At 48.6% G+C, this 23,838-nt stretch carries 26 protein-coding genes; 10 read left to right on the forward strand and 16 right to left on the reverse strand.

What is annotated here, in order from left to right:
* Nucleotides 1-64: 64 nt before the first annotated feature.
* Together AC3WRW_RS19740 and AC3WRW_RS19745 are read left to right on the forward strand one after the other, a co-directional pair.
* Nucleotides 65-1,120, forward strand: a complete 1,056-nt coding sequence (locus tag AC3WRW_RS19740; RefSeq protein ID WP_492548012.1) for a polysaccharide deacetylase family protein — start codon at nucleotides 65-67, stop codon at nucleotides 1,118-1,120.
* 81 nt (nucleotides 1,121-1,201) lie between these two features.
* Nucleotides 1,202-1,651 carry a PilZ domain-containing protein gene (locus AC3WRW_RS19745; RefSeq protein ID WP_492548013.1) on the forward strand — a complete coding sequence of 150 codons (450 nt, stop codon included), beginning with the start codon at nucleotides 1,202-1,204 and terminating at the stop codon, nucleotides 1,649-1,651.
* Here the strand turns inward: AC3WRW_RS19745 and AC3WRW_RS19750 are convergent.
* From AC3WRW_RS19750 to AC3WRW_RS19760, 3 genes are all read right to left on the reverse strand, one after another.
* Entirely contained in the window at nucleotides 1,644-2,135 is a 492-nt protein-coding gene (locus AC3WRW_RS19750) for a GAF domain-containing protein (RefSeq protein WP_492548014.1), read from the reverse strand. The genes AC3WRW_RS19745 and AC3WRW_RS19750 overlap by 8 nt on opposite strands.
* A gap of 305 nt (nucleotides 2,136-2,440) precedes the next feature.
* Complete coding sequence (locus AC3WRW_RS19755; RefSeq protein WP_492548015.1) at nucleotides 2,441-2,695, reverse strand: hypothetical protein; 255 nt, start codon at nucleotides 2,693-2,695, stop codon at nucleotides 2,441-2,443.
* A 612-nt stretch (nucleotides 2,696-3,307) separates the two neighbouring features.
* Nucleotides 3,308-3,817 (reverse strand): hypothetical protein, encoded by a 510-nt coding sequence (locus AC3WRW_RS19760; protein ID WP_492548016.1) that lies wholly within the window; start codon nucleotides 3,815-3,817, stop codon nucleotides 3,308-3,310.
* Between the two features lie 79 nt (nucleotides 3,818-3,896).
* Between AC3WRW_RS19760 and AC3WRW_RS19765 the strand changes: the two genes are divergently transcribed.
* Nucleotides 3,897-4,349: a hypothetical protein gene (locus AC3WRW_RS19765; protein WP_492548017.1), complete on the forward strand. Its 453-nt coding sequence runs from the start codon at nucleotides 3,897-3,899 to the stop codon at nucleotides 4,347-4,349.
* 378 nt (nucleotides 4,350-4,727) lie between these two features.
* Here the strand turns inward: AC3WRW_RS19765 and araD are convergent, their stop codons facing one another.
* The 3 genes from araD to AC3WRW_RS19780 form a co-directional block, all read right to left on the reverse strand.
* On the reverse strand, nucleotides 4,728-5,417 hold the full coding sequence (araD, locus tag AC3WRW_RS19770) for an L-ribulose-5-phosphate 4-epimerase (protein WP_312875689.1): 690 nt from the start codon (nucleotides 5,415-5,417) through the stop codon (nucleotides 4,728-4,730).
* Between the two features lie 140 nt (nucleotides 5,418-5,557).
* Nucleotides 5,558-6,787 carry an S-layer homology domain-containing protein gene (locus AC3WRW_RS19775; RefSeq protein ID WP_492548018.1) on the reverse strand — a complete coding sequence of 410 codons (1,230 nt, stop codon included), beginning with the start codon at nucleotides 6,785-6,787 and terminating at the stop codon, nucleotides 5,558-5,560.
* A 243-nt stretch (nucleotides 6,788-7,030) separates the two neighbouring features.
* On the reverse strand, nucleotides 7,031-7,480 hold the full coding sequence (locus AC3WRW_RS19780) for a hypothetical protein (RefSeq protein WP_492548019.1): 450 nt from the start codon (nucleotides 7,478-7,480) through the stop codon (nucleotides 7,031-7,033).
* A gap of 333 nt (nucleotides 7,481-7,813) precedes the next feature.
* Here AC3WRW_RS19780 and AC3WRW_RS19785 point away from each other — a divergent pair, with 333 nt between their 5' ends.
* Nucleotides 7,814-8,380, forward strand: coding sequence for an RNA polymerase sigma factor (locus tag AC3WRW_RS19785; RefSeq protein ID WP_167052917.1), 567 nt, complete (start codon nucleotides 7,814-7,816; stop codon nucleotides 8,378-8,380).
* A complete protein-coding gene (locus AC3WRW_RS19790) occupies nucleotides 8,367-9,659 on the forward strand; it encodes a hypothetical protein (protein ID WP_492548020.1) in 1,293 nt (430 codons plus the stop codon). The genes AC3WRW_RS19785 and AC3WRW_RS19790 overlap by 14 nt, the downstream gene beginning before the upstream one ends.
* 86 nt (nucleotides 9,660-9,745) lie before the next feature.
* On the opposite strand, the gene AC3WRW_RS19795 is transcribed toward AC3WRW_RS19790, so the two are convergent.
* From AC3WRW_RS19795 to AC3WRW_RS19805, 3 genes are all read right to left on the reverse strand, one after another.
* Nucleotides 9,746-11,269, reverse strand: a complete 1,524-nt coding sequence (locus AC3WRW_RS19795) for an HD domain-containing phosphohydrolase (protein WP_492548021.1) — start codon at nucleotides 11,267-11,269, stop codon at nucleotides 9,746-9,748.
* A gap of 471 nt (nucleotides 11,270-11,740) precedes the next feature.
* Nucleotides 11,741-13,186 carry a flotillin family protein gene (locus AC3WRW_RS19800; protein WP_492548022.1) on the reverse strand — a complete coding sequence of 482 codons (1,446 nt, stop codon included), beginning with the start codon at nucleotides 13,184-13,186 and terminating at the stop codon, nucleotides 11,741-11,743.
* Between the two features lie 39 nt (nucleotides 13,187-13,225).
* Nucleotides 13,226-13,753, reverse strand: a complete 528-nt coding sequence (locus AC3WRW_RS19805) for an NfeD family membrane protein (RefSeq protein WP_492548023.1) — start codon at nucleotides 13,751-13,753, stop codon at nucleotides 13,226-13,228.
* A gap of 188 nt (nucleotides 13,754-13,941) precedes the next feature.
* On the opposite strand from AC3WRW_RS19805, the gene AC3WRW_RS19810 reads away from it, so the two are divergent.
* The 4 genes from AC3WRW_RS19810 to AC3WRW_RS19825 all read left to right on the forward strand — a co-directional run bounded on the left by AC3WRW_RS19810 (nucleotide 13,942) and on the right by AC3WRW_RS19825 (nucleotide 16,623).
* Nucleotides 13,942-15,498 carry a copper amine oxidase N-terminal domain-containing protein gene (locus tag AC3WRW_RS19810; RefSeq protein WP_492548024.1) on the forward strand — a complete coding sequence of 519 codons (1,557 nt, stop codon included), beginning with the start codon at nucleotides 13,942-13,944 and terminating at the stop codon, nucleotides 15,496-15,498.
* A 199-nt stretch (nucleotides 15,499-15,697) separates the two neighbouring features.
* Entirely contained in the window at nucleotides 15,698-15,949 is a 252-nt protein-coding gene (locus tag AC3WRW_RS19815) for a hypothetical protein (RefSeq protein WP_492548025.1), read from the forward strand.
* A 202-nt stretch (nucleotides 15,950-16,151) separates the two neighbouring features.
* Nucleotides 16,152-16,352: a cold-shock protein gene (locus tag AC3WRW_RS19820; protein ID WP_492548026.1), complete on the forward strand. Its 201-nt coding sequence runs from the start codon at nucleotides 16,152-16,154 to the stop codon at nucleotides 16,350-16,352.
* A gap of 70 nt (nucleotides 16,353-16,422) precedes the next feature.
* Complete coding sequence (locus tag AC3WRW_RS19825) at nucleotides 16,423-16,623, forward strand: cold-shock protein (RefSeq protein ID WP_492548027.1); 201 nt, start codon at nucleotides 16,423-16,425, stop codon at nucleotides 16,621-16,623.
* Between the two features lie 106 nt (nucleotides 16,624-16,729).
* Here the strand turns inward: AC3WRW_RS19825 and AC3WRW_RS19830 are convergent, their stop codons facing one another.
* The 7 genes from AC3WRW_RS19830 to AC3WRW_RS19860 all read right to left on the reverse strand — a co-directional run bounded on the left by AC3WRW_RS19830 (nucleotide 16,730) and on the right by AC3WRW_RS19860 (nucleotide 22,902).
* Nucleotides 16,730-16,894 carry a DUF1328 domain-containing protein gene (locus tag AC3WRW_RS19830; RefSeq protein WP_492548028.1) on the reverse strand — a complete coding sequence of 55 codons (165 nt, stop codon included), beginning with the start codon at nucleotides 16,892-16,894 and terminating at the stop codon, nucleotides 16,730-16,732.
* A gap of 142 nt (nucleotides 16,895-17,036) precedes the next feature.
* The gene (locus AC3WRW_RS19835) at nucleotides 17,037-17,888 is read right to left on the reverse strand and encodes a CheR family methyltransferase (RefSeq protein WP_492548035.1); all 852 of its coding nucleotides are present in this window, start codon (nucleotides 17,886-17,888) and stop codon (nucleotides 17,037-17,039) included.
* 11 nt (nucleotides 17,889-17,899) lie between these two features.
* Nucleotides 17,900-20,689 (reverse strand): CHASE3 domain-containing protein, encoded by a 2,790-nt coding sequence (locus AC3WRW_RS19840; RefSeq protein ID WP_492548029.1) that lies wholly within the window; start codon nucleotides 20,687-20,689, stop codon nucleotides 17,900-17,902.
* 157 nt (nucleotides 20,690-20,846) lie between these two features.
* Nucleotides 20,847-21,575, reverse strand: coding sequence for a sigma-70 family RNA polymerase sigma factor (locus AC3WRW_RS19845; protein ID WP_492548036.1), 729 nt, complete (start codon nucleotides 21,573-21,575; stop codon nucleotides 20,847-20,849).
* A 35-nt stretch (nucleotides 21,576-21,610) separates the two neighbouring features.
* Entirely contained in the window at nucleotides 21,611-22,069 is a 459-nt protein-coding gene (gene rsbW, locus AC3WRW_RS19850; protein ID WP_492548030.1) for an anti-sigma B factor RsbW, read from the reverse strand.
* Nucleotides 22,066-22,434 carry an STAS domain-containing protein gene (locus AC3WRW_RS19855; protein WP_171684618.1) on the reverse strand — a complete coding sequence of 123 codons (369 nt, stop codon included), beginning with the start codon at nucleotides 22,432-22,434 and terminating at the stop codon, nucleotides 22,066-22,068. The genes rsbW and AC3WRW_RS19855 overlap by 4 nt, the downstream gene beginning before the upstream one ends.
* Before the next feature lie 15 nt (nucleotides 22,435-22,449).
* The gene (locus AC3WRW_RS19860) at nucleotides 22,450-22,902 is read right to left on the reverse strand and encodes a DUF948 domain-containing protein (protein ID WP_492548031.1); all 453 of its coding nucleotides are present in this window, start codon (nucleotides 22,900-22,902) and stop codon (nucleotides 22,450-22,452) included.
* A 165-nt stretch (nucleotides 22,903-23,067) separates the two neighbouring features.
* On the opposite strand from AC3WRW_RS19860, the gene AC3WRW_RS19865 reads away from it, so the two are divergent.
* Complete coding sequence (locus tag AC3WRW_RS19865) at nucleotides 23,068-23,526, forward strand: Dps family protein (protein WP_492548032.1); 459 nt, start codon at nucleotides 23,068-23,070, stop codon at nucleotides 23,524-23,526.
* Nucleotides 23,527-23,838 lie beyond the last annotated feature (312 nt).

The following is a 23,838-nucleotide window of genomic DNA, read 5'->3' on the forward strand; positions in this document are numbered from 1 at the left end:
ATTCTCCCAACCATTGCTTACAAATAGAGTAATAGAATATTCCTCTAGAATGGTTGGTGTGCCGATGAGTTTTCCAAGAAAGGGAATTCTGGGCTATTTGTTATTTATCGGGATTTTCACGATAGTGCTGCTGCTCTTAACCAGCTGTCTCTCCGCCGCGAACAACCGGTCTGAGAGGACAGTCGCCTTGCCCGCCGCTTCCTATATGTATGAAGGACAAGCCTTCGTCCCTGCTGAAAAGGAGGCTCCTCCGGACATCCAAGCGCATGAGGCGGACAAGCCGCCGGCCGAACCTGAGCCTGCCGTTGCCAATGGAGTTGACGGTGATCCTGAACCGGCTGTTCTCGCAGGAGATCCCTTGCTTCTTCCGCTCGCCGTGGACACTGCGACGCCTACCGTTACGTCGGAAACTTACGTCCCCTTGGTTCCGCCTGCGGGCAAGCCTTCTTCAAAAGTCAGCATCCCTGTGCTCAACTATCACAGTGTGGCGATCGACCCAGGGAATATCGTCGTTATTCCTCCTGACAAGCTGGAAGCGCAAATGGCTTATTTGCACGATCATGGCTACACCCCTCTGACACTCGAGGCCTTTGTTCGTCTCCTGCAAGGAGACCGTTCCGAGAAATCCCCGGAGAAGCCGGTGCTGCTCACGTTCGATGACGGATACCTCGATAACTACGAGGAAGCGATGCCCATTCTGGCTAAATACGGCTTCCCCGCCACCCTCTTTGTTTCTCCTGGCATGACGGATCAGGACGGCTATCTCAGCTGGGAGCAAATAAAGAAGATGCAAGCAGGGGGCTGGGACATTCAGCCGCACGGCATGTCGCACCCTCACCTCCCGCAGCTTTCGGCGGACGAGCAAGCTTATGAAATCGTAGAAGCCAGAAAGCAGATTGAGGAGCGGCTTGGCACCAAAGCGGATATCTTCTGCTATCCGTATGGCCAATACAACAAAACGACGCTGAAGCTTCTTCAGCAGCACGGGTTTCGGTATGCTTTTACAATTGATCAAGGCTTTGCAACAAACGAGCAGTCCCCTTTCCTGCTAAAACGGATTTTTGTTAACGGAGAGGAAAATCTGAACGCTTTCGCAGCCAAGCTCCCTAAGCTCAAATAGGGGGCTTTTCTTTTTATAAACATGGTCCAAAGTATCTACTTTTATAGTATAATATGCCTATTAATACAGAGGAGCATCTCCATGTCGCAACCAAATAAACGCTCCAGCTTCCGAGTCCACCTCCAAATCCCATTAACCGCCATGTTCAAGATTATTGGGATCAAAAATAAAGCGACCGACACCAAACAATCCAAAATCATGATCAAGGATATCAGCTCCGGCGGCATTCGCATGCATACCCCCTTGAATCTCCCTACGGAGATGAGCCTGCTGCTGGAGTTTACTTTCCATCTGTTTCATCAGGAAATGAAAATTCTGGGCATTATTAAACGAAAAACGATGCTGAAACCCTCCCTCTATGAATACGGGATTGAATTCAGCATCGCAGATCCGACTATCGAGCAGCAGCTGACCAGTCATCTGATTATGTTAGGCTCTCGTTTAAGGCACAACAATGTACTGGCAAGCTGCAGCTTCTGTTCCGATGAGGACATGACCGATATTTTTTCAACAACTTACGACCTTACATAGCGGCAGCAAGCTTTTGGACGAACTGCTCCAAGAAGTGCTGATCGATTTCATCAAAACGGCTCAGGCTTGGGCTGTCGATATCCAACACGCCGATCAACTCGTCCCCTCGAAGAATCGGAACGACGATTTCCGATTGGGAGGCGGCATCGCAGGCGATATGGCCGGGAAATGCGTGAACGTCCGGCACAAGCACCGTTTCCCGGCGCGCGGCAGACGTACCGCAAACTCCTTTCCCGAGCGGAATTCGAACGCAGGCCGGCAAGCCTTGGAACGGCCCCAGAACGAGCTCCTCCTTCTCTTGCGCAGTGTCCAGCAAATAAAACCCTACCCAATTGATATCCGTCAAAAATTGTCCGAGCAGCGCCGCGGCATTCGCTAAATTGGCAATTCTGTTCGGCTCGTCATGTATCAATGCTTCAACTTGCTGAATCAGCAAGGCATAGTTCTCTTCTCTCGTTCCTTCGTAGCTCGACTTCGCAAACATCGAATATCATCCTTCTTCCTCATCTATCATTCTTGCCTTCTCATCATACCAAAAAGTGTCCATTCGCGCCAAAGCGTAAAAGGAGAAGAATTAATTGAAAAATGTCTCTGGAAAGAAATTGATCATGATGGGCATATGGTACTCCCCCTAGACTTCCGCTGTTTGATTGAACTAACGTTCTGCGCTTAGCCATCCCTGTCCCTCAACGAAGCACTACCACAGAAAATGAAATTTGATCAAAGGGTCTATGTAGGGACTAGTTGCAGGGTTAATTGCTTTTGATAAATTTCACTCTAGTGTTTATCCTAAACATTCCTTTTTCTCTTTAGGGAAAGTAAATATAGCAAGAGCGGAACCAAAGTGATTAGAATACCTGTTAAAATAAAAATTAAGCCATATATATGTAAATGATAGTCTGTTAGTGGAATAGTAAATAATATTAATTTGTTGACACCCATACTACCATCTGAGCTTCTAGCACCAAATGTATAGGTAGTATAGCCTTGATATATCACAAAAATTCCAATAATAAACAATAGCAGCTTGCCCAAGATTTTCATTGCATCTGCCTCCTATACTGTATTTACAACAACTTCCTGATTTTAACATGCGTGTTACTTCTCCGCAATTCTACCCGTTTTCTAGGTTTTATTAGCTTATCTAATTTTCGTAGCTCGTACTACATGAGCTTCTTTAGCCATTTCGATTTCGATACCTATGACTAAATAAGATGTCGTAAGTCGCTCAATTCTTCATAATACGAGCAGCCGGGTCAAACCCATCATATCGAGGCGTTCCTTTTTTGACTATGGTTATTTCTTAGTCAACTTCCTCTGTGACAGCCGATTACAATTCCGTGGAACATTAAAAAAAACGGCTCTGTTCGCATCATTTGCGAGAAAGCCGTTCTTCGTTTTTCTCCGAATTTCTCGAAATAGATAAACAAGTTTCTGAAAAATTGGTTAGACGTTCACAAAATATAGTTTTTTTATACATACTTCATCAATGCTTAGAAAAAAAGTGAAATACATCTCGGTATACTCAGAATTAAAAAATAAAATCCATTTTCTTGGTAAAATTCAACTTTTCGGTAGTTATAGTCGTCTTATTTTTTATACCGCCCGGTGTAAAAAACATGGTCACTTTTTAAGTTCCGTGGGCATAGGGGGATTTTAATCACTGTAAACAGTGCCACTGCCATCTGATCTATTCGTGTCACTACCATTCCAAATCAATAAGTAGTATTCGCCTGAACCAACACCATTCCAAGTGCCTGTTTGAACACCAGCATTCGTCAGATAGCCTACCTTCCCCTTACTTTCATTTCCAAGCCATGTTTTTTTATTTAATTGGATAGAATAAGGCTGACAAGCAGACGTAACACTATCTGTGGCACTAGCATCTACTATCACGTTACTACCAGTAATGTTAAAATTGCTTTTCGTTTTTATTGCATCTATTCCCAAATGTGTGTAATTAAAGTTGTAAACGGCAGTGGAAAATAAAGCAGGAGCTTTCTTTGCTGTTTGCTTAGATTGCGCCTCACCAATACTAAAGTTTTTGTTAATTGTTTCTAAATCTTCTTGCGTAGCGGGAATTGTTGTAGTACTGGTAGCAGCTGAAACAGGAAGAGCTGACAATAAAGAAATTGTTAATACTGACAAACTAAATATTTTTTTCATCTCTTTAACTCCTATCTATAATATGGTATAAAATACAAATATAGTATATTACTAATATTAATAAAAAGGAAGTGTTTTTTTGGGAAAACATGTAAAAACAACATTGTTTGGTGTTTCTTTAGTTTTCGTTTTGCTTATTCTTGTCGGTGCAGTCTATCTATCACCACATTCAAAAAGTCCTGAACAGGAACTTTCTGATTATCTTTACTTAGTAAAGGATCTCAACGTGGATAAGGCCATCGAATATGTAGACGATCCTTATTTCAAAGATAAAAAATCTTTAAAAGATTTTTATGACAGAGCTTACAAAAGGGATAGGCTCACGGATTTTAATGTTACAGATGTGAAACCGATTGATGATAAAAGCGTGGATATAACTTGTAAGTTGAAAATTAATAGTATGGGAGAGACTAGCCACACATTTCGCATGATTAATAGAGAGGGAGCATGGAAAGTTTATATTGAACCTGTCACCATGCAAACAGATTTAAGTGGGGAAGCAACATCTAAACCATCCGATGTTATTAAGTAATTCGTCGCGATTATGTTTTGTAGGGATATTCATGTCGTAAAAAAACTACATGAATATTCCTACAACCACATAGCTATCAAGTAAGAATTTAACATACCCCAAAGCAGGAAAAAATTTCTAATTTTCTTCAATTCAATCCGTACGTTTTCGGATGGTGTCAGCTACGCTACTTCTAGGGGGAACGCGGAATTTTTATTGCACAAAGTATAACGAAGGTTACCGCCTACAGCCCTAATGGGTGTGCTCGGCAGAGGTGAGTCGTGTTGGGGCATGTTAGCGCAAGTAGGCGCTTACTGTCGCAGCGGCGGTTCACGATAGGCACCCCTACACAGCAAAAAAAGACAGTCAGCATGATTGAAAATGCCGACTGCCTCTTTGTTATGTCTGTCCGTAATACGCATTAGCTCCGTGTTTTCTCAGGAAGTGCCGGTCCAGCAGCGTCTGCTCCATGGGCTGGATCGCCTGGTTCAAATGAAAGGTGCGGTAGGCAATCTTCGCTACCTCTTCCAACACAACTGCGTTATGCACCGCATTGTGCGGGTCCTTGCCCCAGCTGAACGGCGCATGGCAGTTCACCAGCACACCCGGAACCATCGCCGGGTCCAAGTCCTTGAACGTCTCAATGATGACGTTGCCTGTTTCCAGCTCGTAGGCCCCTTTAATCTCAGCCTCCGTCATAAGACGTGTGCAGGGGACTTCCCCGTAAAAGTAGTCCGCGTGCGTGGTGCCGAGCGCTGGAATGCCTCTTCCGGCCTGCGCCCAGCTCGTCGCCCATGGCGAATGAGTATGCACAATGCCGCCGATCGCCGGGAATGCCCGGTACAATGCCAAATGGGTCGGCGTATCCGAGGAAGGCTTCAGCTTGCCTTCCACAATCCTGCCTTCCAAATCGACAACGACGAGGTCCTCCGCCTTCAAATCCTCGTAAGGTACGCCGCTGGGCTTAATCACGACAAGTCCCTGCTCCCGGTCAATCCCGCTGACATTGCCCCAAGTAAACGTAACGAGCCGATATTCGGGGAGATCCAAATTCGCTTCCAGTACCGCTTGCTTCAATTTGTCCAGCACTCGATCTCAACACCTTCCGAGATAATGTACGTATAATGTACTATTATACACTTGTACGTACATGTTATCTAGATAGTCCTGAAATAAAGTTTGAGGTGTACAACTTGTATGTACACCTCAAACTTTTATGCCGTTAATGATTAACTATGTATAATTGAAAAAACAATCGTTTTCCCATCCGGCTCCAAACGCGTCTCTACGGAAAAACTGCCGATTTGCTTCGTCGTCGTCTCCAGAACGCCTTTCGCCGCAGCACGCTCACACGCATCGGTAAAGTGACGATAGAAGATGTCCGCATCATATCCGAAGAGGAAATCCGTGAATTTCCGGATGCTTTCCATATTGCGTGCCAGCGTTCCGTTCTCAAGACGAACGGTCACGCCATAAGTCAGAAACTGAGGGTCCAGCCACAGCGAAGCCTCATTGCTGTTGCGCACGCTGGCCGTCGCGCCGTTCACGGCGAGCGCCTTGGCATCCGCATCCCGGAACAGGCGCAGCGTTGTTTCTTGCAGGTCATAGTTCGTCCCCCGCAGCTTGCCTGCATCCTCCATGACGCCGTAAGCGTCGAGCATGCGCTGGTCCGGGAAGATCAGCTTCTTATAGCTGCCATCTTTTGTCGGAACAACTTTGATGAAAGCTTCTCCCTCGTTTTTCACGCTGATCCGCTTGGACTTCGTCTGCAGACGCGTAATGATTTGCAGCGCTTCCGCACGGGTAACATCCCGGCCCACGCCAAAATACCCGTTCGGGTATCCTTCCATGATTCCCTTCGTCATCGCTTCGCCGATAAACTTCTGCTGCCTGCTTGTCGCGCTTTGCAGATCGCCAAATTGCGAGGCCGCTTTAAGGCTGTACACTTCATCTTCCAAATACTCGGTTTCCTTCAGCAAATAATACAAAATTTCCGCTACATCCTCGCGTTTCAGCTTCGCTTTGTAATCCGTAAACTGGCCCTTGCTAATGAAATGCAGATCGCTGGCCAAATCCAAATAGGGCTTCGCCCAATAACCGACAGTGCTCGGCTTGAAATTGAAGTCCCGGTAATCCTGTTGTAAAATGCTTTTGTTGCTCGCGCTCAGCGCTTGCAGAAAGCTTGTTTTCCAATTGCGCTCGCCATTCGGAAACTTGTCTGTAAAAGCCAGCAATACGATTTTCACGAATTGATCGGCCGTCACCGCATCGTCAGGACGAAACGTTCCGTCCGGGAAGCCGTCCAGCAGCCCCTGCTGCGCCATCTGGGTAATCGTCTGCTCCGCCCAGTGACCCCGAACGTCCGTCATACTTGCCGCTTCCGTTCTTGCTTGTCCGATCCCTATGCTCATAACACAGCACACCGCTGCTATGGTTATCCATTTTCTCAACTGCCGCATGATTGGATTCTCCGTTTCTACATTTTTCGATACCAAGTTGTACCATTGTATAGAATAAGCCTTCTATTCACCTTTGAGAACAGGCTTTAAGCCTAGTAAGGAAAGCATGCTAAACACTGCAGGGCTTGGGTCTATAGCCGCAGAAGATCCTTCCCAGAGTGCAGCGGATTCCGCCTTTTTGCGCATCAAAAAGGACCATACTTGTCTACGTAAGTAGCAAATACGGTCCTATTGTTGCAACAGCTAGCTGAATTTTCTGCCAGCGCCTACGGTTTTCGTTGAATTGTAATAGCGCAGCCAATCGGTTATGTACAACATTTTCGCTAAGAAATCCGGCGCACTCCCCTGCAAATAAGCATATTTCTCCTGCTGCAGCAGTTCGTGCATCTCCCAACTTTTCAAAAATAATGCTTTGACAAAGGCCTCTTCCGTTTGCGGCTTGTGAAGATCCGTTCCCCTGGAGAGCTCGACCTCTTCAAAAATAACACCTCTATAATAAGGATGTACATTCACCTGGCGCCCCATATCGACGTAGGCAAAGCCTGTATATTCAAAAGGCAGCCATATTAAATTCGTCTTCTTGTCCTCCAGCTTAACGGTATACGCTAAGCCCATATTCAAAGCAATCGGCTGAGGGTAATTGTTAATAGCACCGGATCGCAGGTGTTCCATGATATATTCAACGAAATTCATCGTGTTCTTCCTCTCCGAGGGATCTGATGATGTCCAGCAGCCCTCCTTCATATTGCGCGCTAACGCCTTCTATTGTCAAGACGGCAAATTACTATGAGGAAGACCGAGCATCCCTGCGCTGCATACTTAACTTTCAAAAGAAACTATTCGATGTACCTTCGACAAAATCCTTTTCATTTCGACCAAAATCAACACATTTTTACAATTCCTTTTCAAAAAGACCCATACTCCAGCGTCCTTACGAACACTATAAGGATTTATTGCCGAAAAATATTTTTGGGCGAATGCGAACTTTTTTCAACCTGCAAGCGTCTAATTCAGAGAGGTGAGAGAATGGAGACGACCGGCGTCCATGTTTTTGAATATTTAAAGTATGTGTCTGAAACAACGGATCAAAAAGTAATTCTTCGCAATTTAATGGAGACCTATGGCAATGACGTTTGGAACTATGCTTTCAGCATTTGCCGCAACTCGGATTTAGCCGATGATATTACCCAGGATGCTTTCTTAAAAGTTTATCGCAATCTTACTACATTCCGCGGTGAGGCCTCGGTCAAGACCTGGCTCCTTACCATTACACGCAATACGACCTATGACTATTTACGCAAAGCTTTCTGGCGCAAAGTGACACTTGTTGGCTTCATTCAATCAACAGGCACATCCAACTCTGCCGAAACAGAAGCCATGGAGAAATTATATGCCAGCGACATTTGGAAGAAAGTGATTTCGCTTCCTCCGAAGTATAGAGAAATTCTCATTTTGCATGCCCATTATCAGCTCTCAACCAAAGAAATGGCGTCTATTCTTAATATCTCGGAAGGAACCGTTAAATCACGGCTTCATCATGCCAGACTTAAGGTGGTTAAATTGAAGGAGCGTGAGGCTCTTGAACAATCCTGATCCGGATGATTTACGCAAGCAATTGGAATCAGGACCGCTTGAGCGCCCCGGCTTTACTTCCAAGCTTCAGCGTGAAATTGAAGAAGCGGTTGAGCATAAGGAACGAGCGAAGCCAAGGGTTAAACCTGTCATTTGCTTTGCCGGAGTCAGTGCGATCGCTGCCGCCATACTGCTTTTCCCTTGGAGTAATTTACATACCCAGAGTGATGCAGCACCTGTAACGGACGCTGCGGTTACGGCAACAACTGCGTCCGTAAGCTATTCTCCTGCGCCGATTACTACAGCACTGCTTATCGGATTACGAACTGAGCATGAACCATCCGGCAGCGAGGCTGGACGTGCGCTGAAGCCCATGCGCTACAGCACCTATCGCACGATGCTGATTGCGCCCGTGCGCGGGAAGCTCCAGAAAACGTCCGAGGGCCCGGGCATTCTTATGCCTTATAAGCAAAATTTCTGGAAAATCGATTCCCTGGTCCATCGGACCAAAACGGATGAATTCCGCTACTTATCCGCTCATTTGGCGGATCAACCTGCGAAACCGGAAACCTTCCCTGATCAAGAAGGCGAACAGTTCAATCGTACAGAGACTCTGCTGTTTGCGGGCAATCAATATGTGTCTATTGCCGAATCGGAAACCTCTTTGCGAGGCGGCGGTACTTATCAAGCGGATCGCATCTGGGTCCGCACGCTGCCGCAATTAAAAGAAGGCCACACCGTGCAGTTCTATAACAAGCCGGTGGACAAGAATCATGTGTCCATCTCCGATGTTTATGGCACTAATGCGAACATCGGCGGTGTGCTTGCAAGTGTTGCAAGCAGTTTGCGCGGAGAAGTTTCGGGGCAAAGCTGGACGATTCAGCGAGAGCCCGGCCACTGGGTCGGCAAGGTCGCTGAAACGCCGCGTGTTGTAGCTGGTGCTGCGACGCCAGACAGCTATGTGCTGCACGATTTCCCCCGGGATCTGCCGGACAAAGTGGTGAACCACGATGATCTGTGCTGCACCTGGAGCGGCATTAAGTCCTCCTATCCGCAAGCGACCGACGCATTGACTTCTCCAATGAACGATATGGTTGTCATCTTCGAGGGCGGCAAGCTCAAATTTTATCCCTACGGCCAAGCACCGGGCAATGATCCGCAGCTCGTTCTGGATCTTCTCCCCGGCGAGCAGCTCGTCATGGCGCAATGGGCCACGGATCACTACGTCGAAGAGTGGATCGACAAGGTTTACCGTTATTTAACGCCAGAAGCGGATATTCGAGTTCCGTTAAGTGAATAAACGTGAAAGGGTCTGTTCCCCAGCTTTTAAGCTTACTGGGGAACAGACCCTTTCTTATAGAGGAACGGCGCTGCCCGCTCGCCAACTTAACTGACATTTGATGTGCTTTTTGCATGATTCGTATTCCCCTGCATGAAAACATCAATGAACGTCTGCGCATACCGGGGATCCCACTGCGTCCCCTTGCCTTCCGCGAGAATGGCCATGGCCTTCTCGACAGCCATCCCTTTCCGATAAGGACGATCGGAGGTCATGGCGTCGAACGCATCCGCTACCGCGATGATGCGGCCAAACTCGGGGATCTCCCGGCCTTTCAGGCCGTCCGGATATCCCTTGCCGTCATAGCGCTCATGATGCGAGCGCACGCCGGGAAGCAAAGGCGCCATCGCTTCCGCCGGCTCAATTTGCTTTAAGATCGATTCGCCCAGCACCGGGTGCCGCTTGATTTTCTCAAACTCCTCTTCTGTCAGACGGCCTTCCTTCAGCAGCACATCGTCGCGCACGCCAATTTTCCCGATGTCGTGCAGCAGCGCTGTTTTGTTCAGCAGATCAAGCTCCTGCTCACTCAGACGCACCGCTCTTCCAATCATCAAGGAGTACTGAGCTACGCGAGTGGAATGCCCTGCGGTATACGCATCTCTCGCATCCAGAGCAGCAGCCAGTGTGGAATAATAGCTCTGGAGCAGCTGGTTGTTCATGCTTTCACGCGCCTCAAGCCCTTTAACCATATGGTTGAAGCCGGCCACCAGCCGCGAGAACTCATCCGAATATAAATCCGAAGCCCTCACTTGCAAGTCGCCGGATTGCACTTCCTTCATCGCTCTATACAAGTCCCCGATGGGCTGTTGAATATCTCTGGCCAACATCCGTGCCCCAAGCGAGGAGAAGCCCACGCCAAGCAGTAAAATAATGCCCGCCCATTTCCAATAATCCACCATGAAATCGGACGACTGCGAGATAAGCCGAATTTGCGTCGCTAGGCTGAAGAGAAACAGCGGCATCGTTCCAATCAGGAACGCACTCAGCTGGAACTTGCGTTGAATGGAAACAATCACGCGCCCATCCAAAGAGACATCCTCGCCGTAGAGGCGCTGTCCGACTTCGCGTATATGTACAAGAACCGGGCGGATCGCCTGGGCTGTCGTGAAGAACTCAAGCAGCGCATGCATGCTTGCCACGAGCACGGCACCGATTCCCGCAAGCCCGACATAGTAAGCCGGCAGCGACAGCCAGCCCAGCGCAATCCCTATGGAAGCCATCGTCATGGCCGGAATCGACAGACCCAGAAAATGGGGACCGAGTATCCGTTTCACAGAGAGCGCCGGAAAGCGATGAGTTTGCAAATAGGCGTCCCGAATGGCTGCCAAATCAGGAGCCTCCTGCTCCAGCATCACCCGAATGGGGTGCATGTGCCGGCGAAATACCAGCAGCTCTGCGAGCAGCATCACGCATAACGAGCTCGTCATAATGAAGAAGATGCGCTCCATTTCCGCATTCGAAATAGATAAGGTCGTAGAAATAATGACTCCGCCTACCACAACAACCGCAATGCCTGAACCCATCATATAATTGCGGACCAAATCCCGCAGAAACTTTTGGTAAATAACCATAATGGATGCCTCATTTCAATCTATGCTTAGTCCTATTGTATAGCAATTCAATATGTTGCGCTTATAAAAAAGGGAGGCTGCGTTCCACCTGTACTTGCAGCTAGTCCGTCTGCATGTAGCTGCACTGTGCTCAGAAGGGCGCATAGGTACCCCGCACTAAATAGGGGGAACTCCGTTCCCTTATTTCGGCGAAAAGCGGAAATAAGGGCATTGAGGGGAACTACAGGGTCTTATCTGCCCTCCATCGCCCAAATATGTGACCAGCCTGACGAAATAGCGGAACGTAGTTCCCGCTTTCTCGCTCAAAAGGCTGTTTCGGGCGAAATAGTGCCCTGTAGTTCCCCTATCCCCTGCCCGCTCTGCGCGCTGCCTTGCAACCGGCCGTCCCCGCATGAAATAGGGGGAAGCTGGGCACACCTCCAAACAGCAAAATGCCCCGGCCTAATGGCCGAGGACATGTGCTGCTTGAAATTATTCCGTTTCATTATTCGAAACAGGCATATTTTCCTTCCCGAGGAAGGCGCGCGCAAGCTCCGTTACGCTTTGGCCTGTTAAGGTTTGTGTAATCTCAGGCACTTGGGCGATCATCTTGGCGATGTCGCCTGTCACCCGGTTTACGCCGGACGACGCGCTGTCTTGAGAGATCACCGTGATTTTATCCACGTTGCTCAGAGGTGCCGCAATTTTCTCCGCCAATTCCGGCAGAATGCGAAGAATCTCTACCGTAACCGCCGCTTGCGTATACTGCTTGTAAGCCTCCGCCTTCTTCTCAAGCGCCTCCGCTTCCGCAAGCCCCGCCAAGCGAACGACTTCCGCATTCGCTTTCCCTTTGGCGAGCTCCGCCTCGGCCGTCGCTTCGCCGCGCTTTCTCGTCGACTCGGCGTCAGCCTCGGCTTCGAGAATTTGTCGCTGCTTGTTCACATCGGCGCGCATCAGAGCTGCCAGCTTCTCCGCTTCGGCCGGCTTAATGACGGATGCCTCAAGTTCCTTCTGCTTCAGCTCAACTTCAATCTGCCGAACGTTCTTGTTCGCCTCAGCCTCCATCTGCTTGATCCGCACCTGTTCCGTCACGAGCGATTGCTGAATTTGATTCTGCTTCAGTTCATAGGCCAAGTCCGCTTCGGCCTGCCGGCTCGTCGTTTCCTGCTTGAACTCCGCCTCTCTCATACTGAGCTCCTTGCGGTATTGAGCTTCTTTCGCCGATGCAAGCGTTTCCGCCTCAATCTTTAGCTGATGTGCCTCTGCAATGCGAATAGCGGATTCCTTTTCCGTGTCGGCTTGCCGGATCTGAATGTCCCGCTCGACCTCGGCTCTGGCAATGCTGGCGCTTTTGCGGACACGTTCAACCTCCGGCACGCCGAGGTTTTCTATGTAGCCTTGATCGTCTGCGACACGTTTGAGTACGAACGAAATCAAGCTCAGCCCCATTTTATCCAAATCCTCCGAACACGTTTCCCTCATCTTGCTGTTCAGCTCATCCGGATTCTTGAGAATAGCTTCCACTGTCAATTGTCCCACCAGACCGCGAAGGTGCCCCTCTACGGAATGCAGAATCATCATTTCCCGCTCCAGCAGCGTATGATCCAAGAACTGCTCAGAGGCTGTGGCAATGGCAATGGGATCGCTTTGGATTTTGATTTGAGCAACCGCCTCGATCTTAAGCCGTATCCCCTGCTGGGAAAACATCGGCTGATCCGGCTTTACGTCAAAGCTCATGAGCATCATGGAAATCGTTTTGAAGCTCTGAAAGCCCGGAATCACGAAGGTTCCCCCGCCCTGTACGACGCGTTTGCCGCCTAAACCGAACACAATCATGGCCTCGTTAGGCGGTACCTTTTTATAAGCCCTTACAATGGTAGCAAGTAAAATAAAAACAACAATGACAATAGCAGCAACCGTATACAAAATCGTCAACATAATTGTATTACCTCCCGGAAGTTAGTCGTACCTGCAAGCTTATTCACTGAATTTACTAACTGTAGCAACGCCTTTCTCCATGTGCAGAATAACCACCCTCGCGCCTTTGGTGATCGATTCCCCCAGCTCGGATCGCGCGCTTATGGACCGTTTGGTCCCCTGCATGACAATCACCATTTCACCGAAGCCATTCCCGTTAATCGGCACAATCAGCTTCCCCAGCTGTCCAGTCAGGTCAAAATCGTCTTCCCTCATGCTGTCATCATGCTTATAGATGACTTTGGCATAGAAGAGGAAGAACAGCCAACCCACGAAAAGACCGGCGCCGGCGGCAATGAGCAAAATAAGCAATGAGCTGGTCATCCCTATCTCATTCAGCATATATCCGATTCCACCGAATACCGTCAGGCTGGCCAAAAGGGAAGATAAATTGAAAAAAGACGGTCCCCCATGGCCGTGGGCTCCCCCGGCATCCGTATGAAGCTCAAAGAAATCGCCGCCAAAAAATGTAACAAGAACCGTAAGAACAAGGCCTACAAAAAAACATACGGCAAACAAAGTCATCATAGACGTCACCTCCTTGGAGCCCCCTTATAAGGAAGCATTTTACATCTATACATATAGACGGTGTTGGCAATAAAAGGTTTCGCACAAAAAAATATCAGTTTGCCTGCGAATCGTTCTTCTTCGCTTCGCGTATAATCATTGGGCGTCTTTTTTGTTATTTCTATTAAACCTAAGGAGTAGATTAGATCATGTACAAAAAGAAACTGACCTGGCGGTTATCCGCCGCACTGGCGTTCCTGCTGCTTCTGCTGACAGGCTGCCAAGCTGTACAAGGCTTAGACATTGCTGCGGCGATCAAGAACAGCGCAGCCGTGAAGTCCTACGAATCCAAAGGCTCTCTGCAAATCGAGCTGGTTCCCGGCGACACCTCCAAGCTAACTGCGGACGAGCAAAAGTCGCTCAGCGCTCTGCACAACGTGAAAATCGAGCTTACGAACGTTAAGTCTCAGAATGCGCAGCAACTTTCGGCAGATGGTTCCATTACATACGGAAAAGGCACGATCCCGTTCAAACTGGCAACTCAAGGCACAAAACTCCTAATCAGCATTGAAGGCGCGAAAAAGCCGATTGTTTACGATCTCTTGGCCGGTTCAAATGTATCGTTCATGAACATGCTGCCTGCAGTGATTCAAGAACAGTTCGGGAACAAAATAGCGGAGGTTAAGCCCGCGATTATCGGACTTATTTTAGCGAATACGGCAAATCCTTCGAATATTACGGTCTCTGATGTCACTGACAAAGTGAACGGTGCAGACCTCTCGCTCCAAAAAGCGCATATCGAGATGAAAGGCACTGAACTCGCCTCGCTGCTCCGCAAGCTGTTCAGCAGCATTCTCGCGGATGAAGCCGGACTGAAAGAACTGCTCAGCCAGTTGTATGATGCCCTGTCACCTGTTATTGAAGAGCAGATCAATGCCGGTTCGGCCGATTTTACCCTGAAGGTTCTGGCAAATAAACAATTAGCGCTCGGAGCGGTCTATCAGCCTATCCATGACTTCCTGGAGACAACAGCCGACTCTTTAGAGAAGGTCATCGCCGGAGATACGGAACAGGAAACGTCGCCCCTCCATGGCTTATTTGACGGTAAAACCACGCTGCAGGCTGATATTTACACCGATGCCGACAAGCTGGTCCGCAAGCAAGCACTGGCGCTAAGCATGCCGCTTCCAGATAAGGGCACTGGCGTTGCAGGGCTTAAACTCTCCTTCGTTAGCGAAACTTGGAATGCGAATAAGCCGGTAACGGCAGCAACGATCGATCTCTCGGGCGGTGCGGTACAAATGGGGACGGAGGCTTCCTCCATCTACCACGTGCTGAATAACCTGGATAAGCAATCCCTTTTCTACAAAATGCTGCGTGAAGATATGAAAGTGACGAAGAAGGAAGTTAACTTGAAATTGACGGATGGCGGAGCTTCGCCAAGCGATACGCCGCAGCCGTTTATTAACGGAGAGAACAAAACGATGGTGCCGGTACGCTTTATTTCCGAAAAGCTTGGCGCAGAGGTCGGCTGGAATGGCGATCTGAAGGAAGTTACGATTAAAGATCTGTTATCCGGGACAACGATCGTTCTGAAGCTGGACAGCAAGATTGCCACTGTTGACGGCGCTGCAATCGAGCTGGAAAGTGCGGCGACGCTCCATAACGGATCTACGTTCGTGCCGATTCGTTTCATCGCAGAGTCGCTTGGCGGCAAAGTGTCGTTCAACGATGAGACTCGCGTGGTGACAATTAAACGCGAATAGCATCGCATTGTAAGTGCATAGGCGATTGCACCTTTTTCGGGCGGCTGAATAGTCTGGTAGTGAACCTAGGCAATAAGCCTACCGCTGCGCGCAGCCAAGCGAAAAAGGAGCGAAAGCCATGTATATGAATCCTTCGCAACACCCTGGGCCTCACGGACCCCAGATGATTTATCAAGCCGAACCTCATTGGCAGCATCAAATGAAGCACAAGAGGGATATGATCACGGGTGCGCTTCACCCGCATATCGGACGGACGATTCGCGTTACAACCATCGATGGGCACACGCATGAAGGTGTGTTGGCTCATGTAGACGGGCACCATGCTTATATGCACATCACCACTCACAGCCATCCCCAAGGGCCGTACAGACCCATCTATACACCGGCGCAATACAATCAAATTTTGACGTTAGTTCTGTTTGAATTGCTGGTCATTTTACTGCTGGCCTAAAAAAACAGCTCGCCCTTATCCGGTCGGTAGCGACCATGGAGCGCGGGCTTTTTTTATTGCGGAACAGAAATGAAATTTTCATGAAATTGGAATAAGCTCCCTTCGAATTGGATATATTATCAAAGCTGCGTTAACAAGCTGTCAGGTTCTTCATGATCCAAGAGCAACACGCAGGAACAAATTATTGGAGGTTTATGTGTACATGGAAACAGGCACGGTCAAATGGTTTAATGCGGAAAAAGGATTCGGTTTCATCGAAATGGAAGGCGGCAATGATGTGTTTGTTCACTTCAGCGCTATCGCAGGGGAAGGTTTCAAAAGCTTGGATGAAGGCCAACGCGTACAATTTGAAGTTGTTCAAGGTAACCGCGGACCGCAAGCTGAAAATGTAGTCAAGCTGTAGTCCTTACCACATATTGCTATACACTGCTTGCGAGTCTGAGTCTAGTCTACTATGACAAGGAGGAGTTCACATGTACTTTTCAAAGAAATCGATGGAACCTGTGCCCGAAGAGCAAACCAACATTTGGACCTGCAGCACGGAACAGTGCTCATGCTGGATGAGAGATAACTTTTCATTCGAAGAAAGTCCGGAGTGTCCGATTTGTCATTCTGCCATGGTCAAGGATTCAAAGATGCTCCCCACCTTATCGAACACAAGCAGCAGGCGATAATAAGTAATAGCAGCCTACGGCAGTACCCGAAGCCCTTTCATCTCCGTATTGGAGATAAAAGGGCTTTTCTATTGATATGAACCAGAGACCTGTGAGGAAATAGTGCCTAGAAACCCCGGCGTCTGCCGAAAATCAGCGATAGAACAAACATGACCAGGAATACGAAGAACAATACTTTGGCAATGCCTACAGCCGCCGAAACGATGCCAAAAAATCCGAATATACCGGCAACCAGCGCAATGATTAGAAACAGAACAGCCCAGCCTAACATAGGAAAACACCCTCTCTTCATGTTATTTTGTAATGCTTGGCTATGATATCTATTAACCACTTGGCCCTGTAATGAATCATAAAGTGCTGCCCGCATGCAAAAAAACCGCATCGGACGGTATCAGCAATCGTCCAAAACGGTTTTATTTCTTACGGTATATGCGTTCCAACGGCACAAACTCTTGGTAATGTACGCCTTCAGGCACGAATAAGATGGATTCTTTCTTGCCCAGCCCCAAATACCCGCCAGATACTAAGCTGCCATGAAACAGGCTGTGTACCTGGGTCTGCAGCTTGTTATCGAAGTAGATCATGACATTGCGGCACAAAATCACATGAAACTCGTTAAAAGAGCCGTCCGTTGCAAGATTGTGCTGCGCAAACATCAAATTGTCTTTCATGAGCGGCTGGAAATAGGCGTACTGATGGTCCGTCGAGTAATACTCGGAGAAGGCCTTCGTCCCGCCGGAGTCCAAATAGTTTTTCGTAAAGCTTTGCATCTGCTTGAGCGGGAAAGCGCCCTTTTGCGCAGCTTCAATCGCCTTCTCGTTCATATCCGTCGCATAAATCTTCGTTCTCTCCGCCAGCCCCTCTTCCTGCATCAGGATCGCCATGGAGTAGACTTCCTCCCCCGTTGCACAGCCGGCATGCCAGATGCGAATCTCGGGATACTTTCTTAGCTGGGGCACGACCAAATTGCGAAAAGCGTGGAAAAAGCTGGGGTCCCGGAACATCTCGGTGACGCGAATCGACATGTCATTGAGCAAGCGTTCCACGAAACCGGGTTCGTGCAGAACCTTCTCCAGCAGCGCGGTTACATTCGGCAGCTTCTCCGCTTTCATACGATTAAGAACACGCCGGCGTAAAGATGACCGCACGTAATTGCGGAAATCGAACCCGTACATTTGATACAAGCCTTCCAAAAGGAGATTAATTTCAATATCTTGCAGTTCGTCCTCGTAAGGAGGCTGAGTGAAATCGATGGGCTCCTCCATGGGCGTACGACTCAATGTTTCTTCACCTGCTTCGTTAGCCATACACGCATAAGCGAGAACAGCTGATCCATATTTAACGGCTTCGTAATATAGTCGGACGCGCCGGCTTCCAGACATTTTTCTTTCTCACTCTTCATGGCTTTGGCGGTGAGAGCAATAATCGGCAAATCATGCATGTGCAGTTCGCCGCGAATCGCCTGCATGGCCTCATACCCATCCATAACCGGCATCATGATGTCCATCAAGATGAGATCGTAGCCGGCTTGCGCGCTTAACATTTCCAGCGCATCCTTCCCGTGATCCGCCACGTCGACGGTGACCCCTTTCGTCTCCAGCGCTGTAACGAGCGCGAAGACGTTGCGTGCATCATCGTCTACGAGCAGCACTCTTTTGCCGTTGAACAACTGGGCATCCGAATGGACGATTTCGATGGCTTCGACGGCTTCAACTTCCGGCTTAACCGGCTCCATCGGGGCTGCTTCTATCGTCTGCACGACGGATTGCGTGGATATAATGGAACGCTCCTCGACAGATGCGGCAATTTCCCCCTGATGGCGGCCATTCCCCGTCATCTCCGGCACCTCTTCACTCGCGTTAGGCACGTATAGCGTGAACGTGCTGCCCTTGTTCAGCTCGCTTTTCACAACGATGGAGCCTCCGAGCAGACGCGTGAACTCGCGGCATATGGATAAACCAAGCCCTGTACCGCCGTACTGGCGGTTGGTTGTGCCATCCACCTGACGGAACGCTTCGAAAATAACCTGCTGCTTGTCGATCGGAATCCCTATGCCGGTATCCGTAATGGAAATTGCCAGCACTTCCTCGTCCGGATCGCGGTGCAGAAGTTCTTTGACACGAGCCGGATCAGCCAGCGCTATTTTCATCGTAACAGAGCCTTTTTCAGTAAATTTAAACGCATTGGAGAGCAGATTTTTCAATATTTGCTGCAGCCGCTGCCCATCCGTCAAAATGACATTCGGCACATTCGGCTCCATGATAATGTCGAAATCCAATCCTTTTTTCTCCGCAACAGGGGCAAACATGAGCTTCATTAATTGCGGCATTTCGGTCACGTTGAAATCGTCCGTCATAATTTCAATCTTGCCGGCCTCTACTTTGGATAAATCCAAAATGTCGTCGATCAGCGCCAAGAGGTCCTTGCCGGCGGCATTAACCACACGCGAGTACTCGACAATCTCCGACATCTGCAAGTCGCCGCTGTTTTCCGCGAGCATCTGCGACAAAATCATGATGCTGTTCAGCGGCGTACGAAGCTCATGCGACATATTCGCGAGGAAGTCGGATTTGTACTGTGAGCTCGTCTCCAGCTTATGCGAATACTCCTCCAATTCGTCTTTCGCTTTCTTTAATTCCAGCGCTTTTTGCTCGGAGAAGTGATTCTGCTCTTCTAAGAACTCATTGGTCATCCGCAGTTGTTCCTGCTGCATTTGAAGCTCTTCCGATTGCGTCTGCAGCTCCTCGGATTGCGCTTGCAATTCTTCGGCCAGCATCTGCGACTCGGATAACAACCGTTCTACTTCCATGCGGCCGCGTACATTCGTAATGGCCGAGCCAAATTTCTCCTGCAGAGAATCGATTAACGTCAAATGCTGCGCCTGGAACGGATGCAGAGAGGCTATTTCGATCACGGCCTCTGTTTGGCCATCCACCAGAATAGGAGCCACCAGCAGGCTGCGCGGTGCGGAGGTGCCTAAGCCGGACGTTAGTTTCACGTGGTTTTCCGGCAAGTTATCGATTAGGAAAATGCGCTGATCCAGCGCACACTGGCCAACCAGACCTTCGCCTAATCGAAAGGTGGCCGCGGAAGGATCCTGCCCGTTCGCCGCGTAGCCCGCTATTTTCACGTAACGAGGTTCTTCCCCGACTTTTTCCCGAAGGTATACAACGCCATATATACTCCCAAGCATGGAAGCGAGCTTGCTAATAAAGGTGCTGCTTAGACTGCCGGTATCGTTGATTCCCTGATACAAAGTGGCGACTTCGGTGAGACTTGTTTGAATCCAGTTTTGCTTCTCCAGATCCTCCAGCATATCATTGGTCGCTTCTGCCAGCTCCCGGATTTCATCATGGCTGGTCAGCGCGATCCTTGACGTCAAATTCCCTTCGGAAGACGAAATATAACGGATCATTTTCGTAACTTGCTTGATTGTGTTCGTAATAGAATTGGATAATATCAAAGCGACTATAATAGCAAAAATGGAAATAGTACCCAAAAGGATGAAGAGAACAACTCTAAGATTATAGTTGCTTTTAGCAAGATCTTCAGCTCTGGCATTGGTTAGCTGCTTCTCAGTCGCAAGGAAGGAATCGAACTGCGTTCGCAACTGGTCCATCAGCCTTTTCCCTGAGTTTCGCTGGAAATATTCATTGATTGCCGTTTGATTGTTTTCATTTTTTAATTGGATCACATGATCGCCGGCCGTACGAATCCAGCTTTGGATCGTCGGCTTGATCTGCTCCAAGCTTTCCTTCTGGGAGGGGTTGGAACTGATTAATTGCAGAAGCCTATTATAATTATCAAGCCATGTTTTATTGGCTGTATCATACGGTTCTAAGTACTGGGGGTCGCCCGTGATCACATATCCCCTCATGCCGGTTTCCATATCCACCATATTCCTCTGAAGCGCATAGAGAAGATCATGGACCTCCAAATCATGGGTGGAGACGAATTCAACTTCTTTCTGCAGCGCGTTGACCCGGCCGCTCACGATCAGGAGAGCAATCCCTAAGCATATGATAATAAATACATATCCCATTATGATTTTTGAACGTATATTCATACGAAAAAATTTACCCATAGCTGCCCCCTCGTACAGTTCATAGTGAACATTATATTAACATTCTACTACTCTCACTATACCATAATTGCGGAGGTTGGAGAGAACGAACCGTGCTGTTCTTGTAGTTTTTCATAACCGGTTTTAAGTAGCTCTCCTTCTACGTGCTTGGGGTCAGAACCGTCTTTAATTTCACGATGGCCCGCTTCTGAATACGCGAAACGCTCATCTGGGATATCCCCAGTTGATCGGCAATGTGACGCTGCGATTGGCCTTCCTGATAGATGAGATGAATGACTTTCCGTTCTTCCTCTTTCAGGCAGGTCATCGCCTCTTCCAGATCCATGCGCCTTTCCAGCGATTGATACTCATCGGTTGAGCCGGCAATCATATCGCCGAGCGTCGCGCTGTCCCCCTCATTGGATAGCGGCGTATCCAGCGAAGTGTAATGGTAATAATCGCGGCCGGCCAGAATCTCAATCGTCTCTTCCGTGCTCAGCTCCAAATAAGCCGCCATTTCGTCCATATTCGGCGAACGTTCGAGTTTGACCGTGAGTTCATCCAGCGCACGCTGAACAAGAGCGCCTTTCTCCTTAATACGTCTTGGAACTTGTATGTACCATGATTTGTCACGCAAATAATTTTTAAGGTGACCGATCAAGCTTTTCATCGCATAAGCCTCAAAAGGGGTGTCGAGCGTGCTATCGTACTGGGTGAACAACCGCAACAACGACATCTGCCCGACTTGAAACAGGTCTTCATATAGATCAGGACGGCTCCGTGACATTTTGCCGACTGCCATACGAACAATAGGTTCATAGTGCAGCAGCAATGCCGTAGCCGTCTCTTCGCAAGCCGTCTCTTTATAAATTTTCATTTTCACATACATGTCATATAGAGGCTTGGAGGATGATGCATTCACATTCATACCATTTCCTCTTTTCTGTCCAGCTGCCCTGCCAACTGCTTTTTCAAAACAACCTCCGTGCCTTTGCCGCTGTGCGTAAGCACCTGAACATCGTCCATCAATGCTTGCATCAGGAACAGGCCTAAGCCCCCCACCGCCGCCTCACGAATAGATTTATGGTGCAGAGCAGCCTCCTCGGGATCCGTCTGTACATAATGAAAGCTGCTGCCTTCATCCTTAACGGTAATTTGCAAAAAGCCATCCTGCTGCTCGAATTGAATTTCTACCGTTCCTGACTGGTCATGCGCATACGCATGGAGGATCGCATTGTTGCAAGCTTCCGCTACAGCCACTTTCATATCTTCAATGTCTTCGAACGAAAATCCCGCTTTGGAGGCCACACCGTATAAAGTAAGTCGAACAATATCCAAATATTCCGCCTGTGCAGGGATCGTAAGGCCGATGTAGGGTCTCATATTATTTCTTCTTTCCTTTCTGCTTTTCCTTGATTATCCGTTTGCAGCTCACCGTTCACGAAATAGCGGGCAACGCCGGTAATTTCGAACAAACGCTGAATTCTGGACGGGATATGCTGAATGCTGAAGGCAGCGCCTATGGCGGCTCTTACTTTGAGCACACAGACGAGAATGCCGATGCCGGTGCTGTCAATGTAGCGCAGCTCCTTTAAATCTAAAGTAAGGTGCTGATCGCCTTGCGTAACGACGGAATCCAGGACGGCCGCCAGCTCGGGCGCTGCAGACAAATCGAGTTCCCCACTTAAGTATATGATATTTTCTTTCCCATTCGATTGTTTATAGACGGTAAATTTACGTATATGCACAAAGACGGCTCCTCTCTATTCCATGCTGCTTATCGGTGATTTTTTCGCTTTTAATTTCTGCCACATTTCCATCGAAACGGCCGCGCCATGCAAAATGGTCTGCCATCGCCGGCTGAGCGTCGGCGTTTCTTCCGGCATCCGCGTTTGTTTCACCGCATCCATGAAGCCTGTGGCGGATTGTTTCACGGAAGACGTGAGCTCATGGATAACTTGACCGATATCGTTCACAGAGCTAAACAGATGATTAAGCTTAGCCAGTTTGGCACGAACATCTATAGCCATCTCATTGGTATTGAGAATAACATCCTGCACTTCCGAAGAAATTTGTGTGACCTCATCCTTCATTTGCCCCATCGTCAGTGTGATTTGATCCAAGGAAAGCTTCAGTGCTTTCAACGTTTGAATCAAATAGAAGACAAGGAATACGAAGGCTATGGCAGCAAGGACTGCGCTCAATTGGACTAACATTTCAATCACCCCTGTTTGCTTGATTACTTATAGTTACCCTCTTGTTCCGCAAACGAAACAGCTTACGTTTAAAAGTTCAAAAGTTCTCCTATTCCGTTTCAAGTGAGACAAGTCCGGGTAGTTATAGAATATCAAGACATTACAATTGAAATGGAGGAATTTCCCATGACGAAAACCGCAATGAAAGCTACTGCCATTACAGAGCTATTAGACAAGCAGGTCGCTAACTTCTCAATTCTCTATATGAAACTGCATAACTATCACTGGTATGTAAAAGGCGAGAATTTCTTCACTCTGCATATAAAATTTGAAGAGTTGTATCAGGAAGCTGCGCAGCATCTGGACGTCATCGCGGAGCGGATGCTTTCGCTGCGGGCCGTACCGACAGCTACCTTGCAGGAGCATCTGGCGCTGGCCTCCGTCAAAGAGGCCGGCCAAGGAGCCTCTGCAGGGGAGATGGTGAAGCAGCTGGCAAGCGACTTCACCCTGATCTGCTCTGAGCTCACAGCGGGCATCGCGCTTGCCGAAGAAAGCAAGGACCAGCCGACGGCTGATATGCTGATCGGGATTCGGGCCTCGCTGGAGAAGACGGGCTGGATGCTGGAGGCATTCCTCGGGCGCTAAGGGAGCACAAAGAGGGGTGTCTCAAAGGGGCAGGAATGCCCCGGGGATGGCCCTTTGGGTTTGGCTATTTAGTGCAAGCGGGAACTATGATCCCCTATCCCTCAAAAAATCGACATGTTTGCAAGTTAGTGGGAACTATGTTCCTCTATTCTAAGTATTTTGCCTGAATGGGAGTTTTTCATGGAGAATACGGCCCTGTAGTTCCGTCTGCAGCCAACAAACAGCCCATTTGGTACAAATAGTCGAGTAGGCGGGGCCTTTCCGTCTTGGATTGTGCCCCTTGCCCCTCACAGATCCGTACGTGCCCAATTA

This window comes from Paenibacillus sp. FW126-R14 (genome assembly GCF_058789495.1).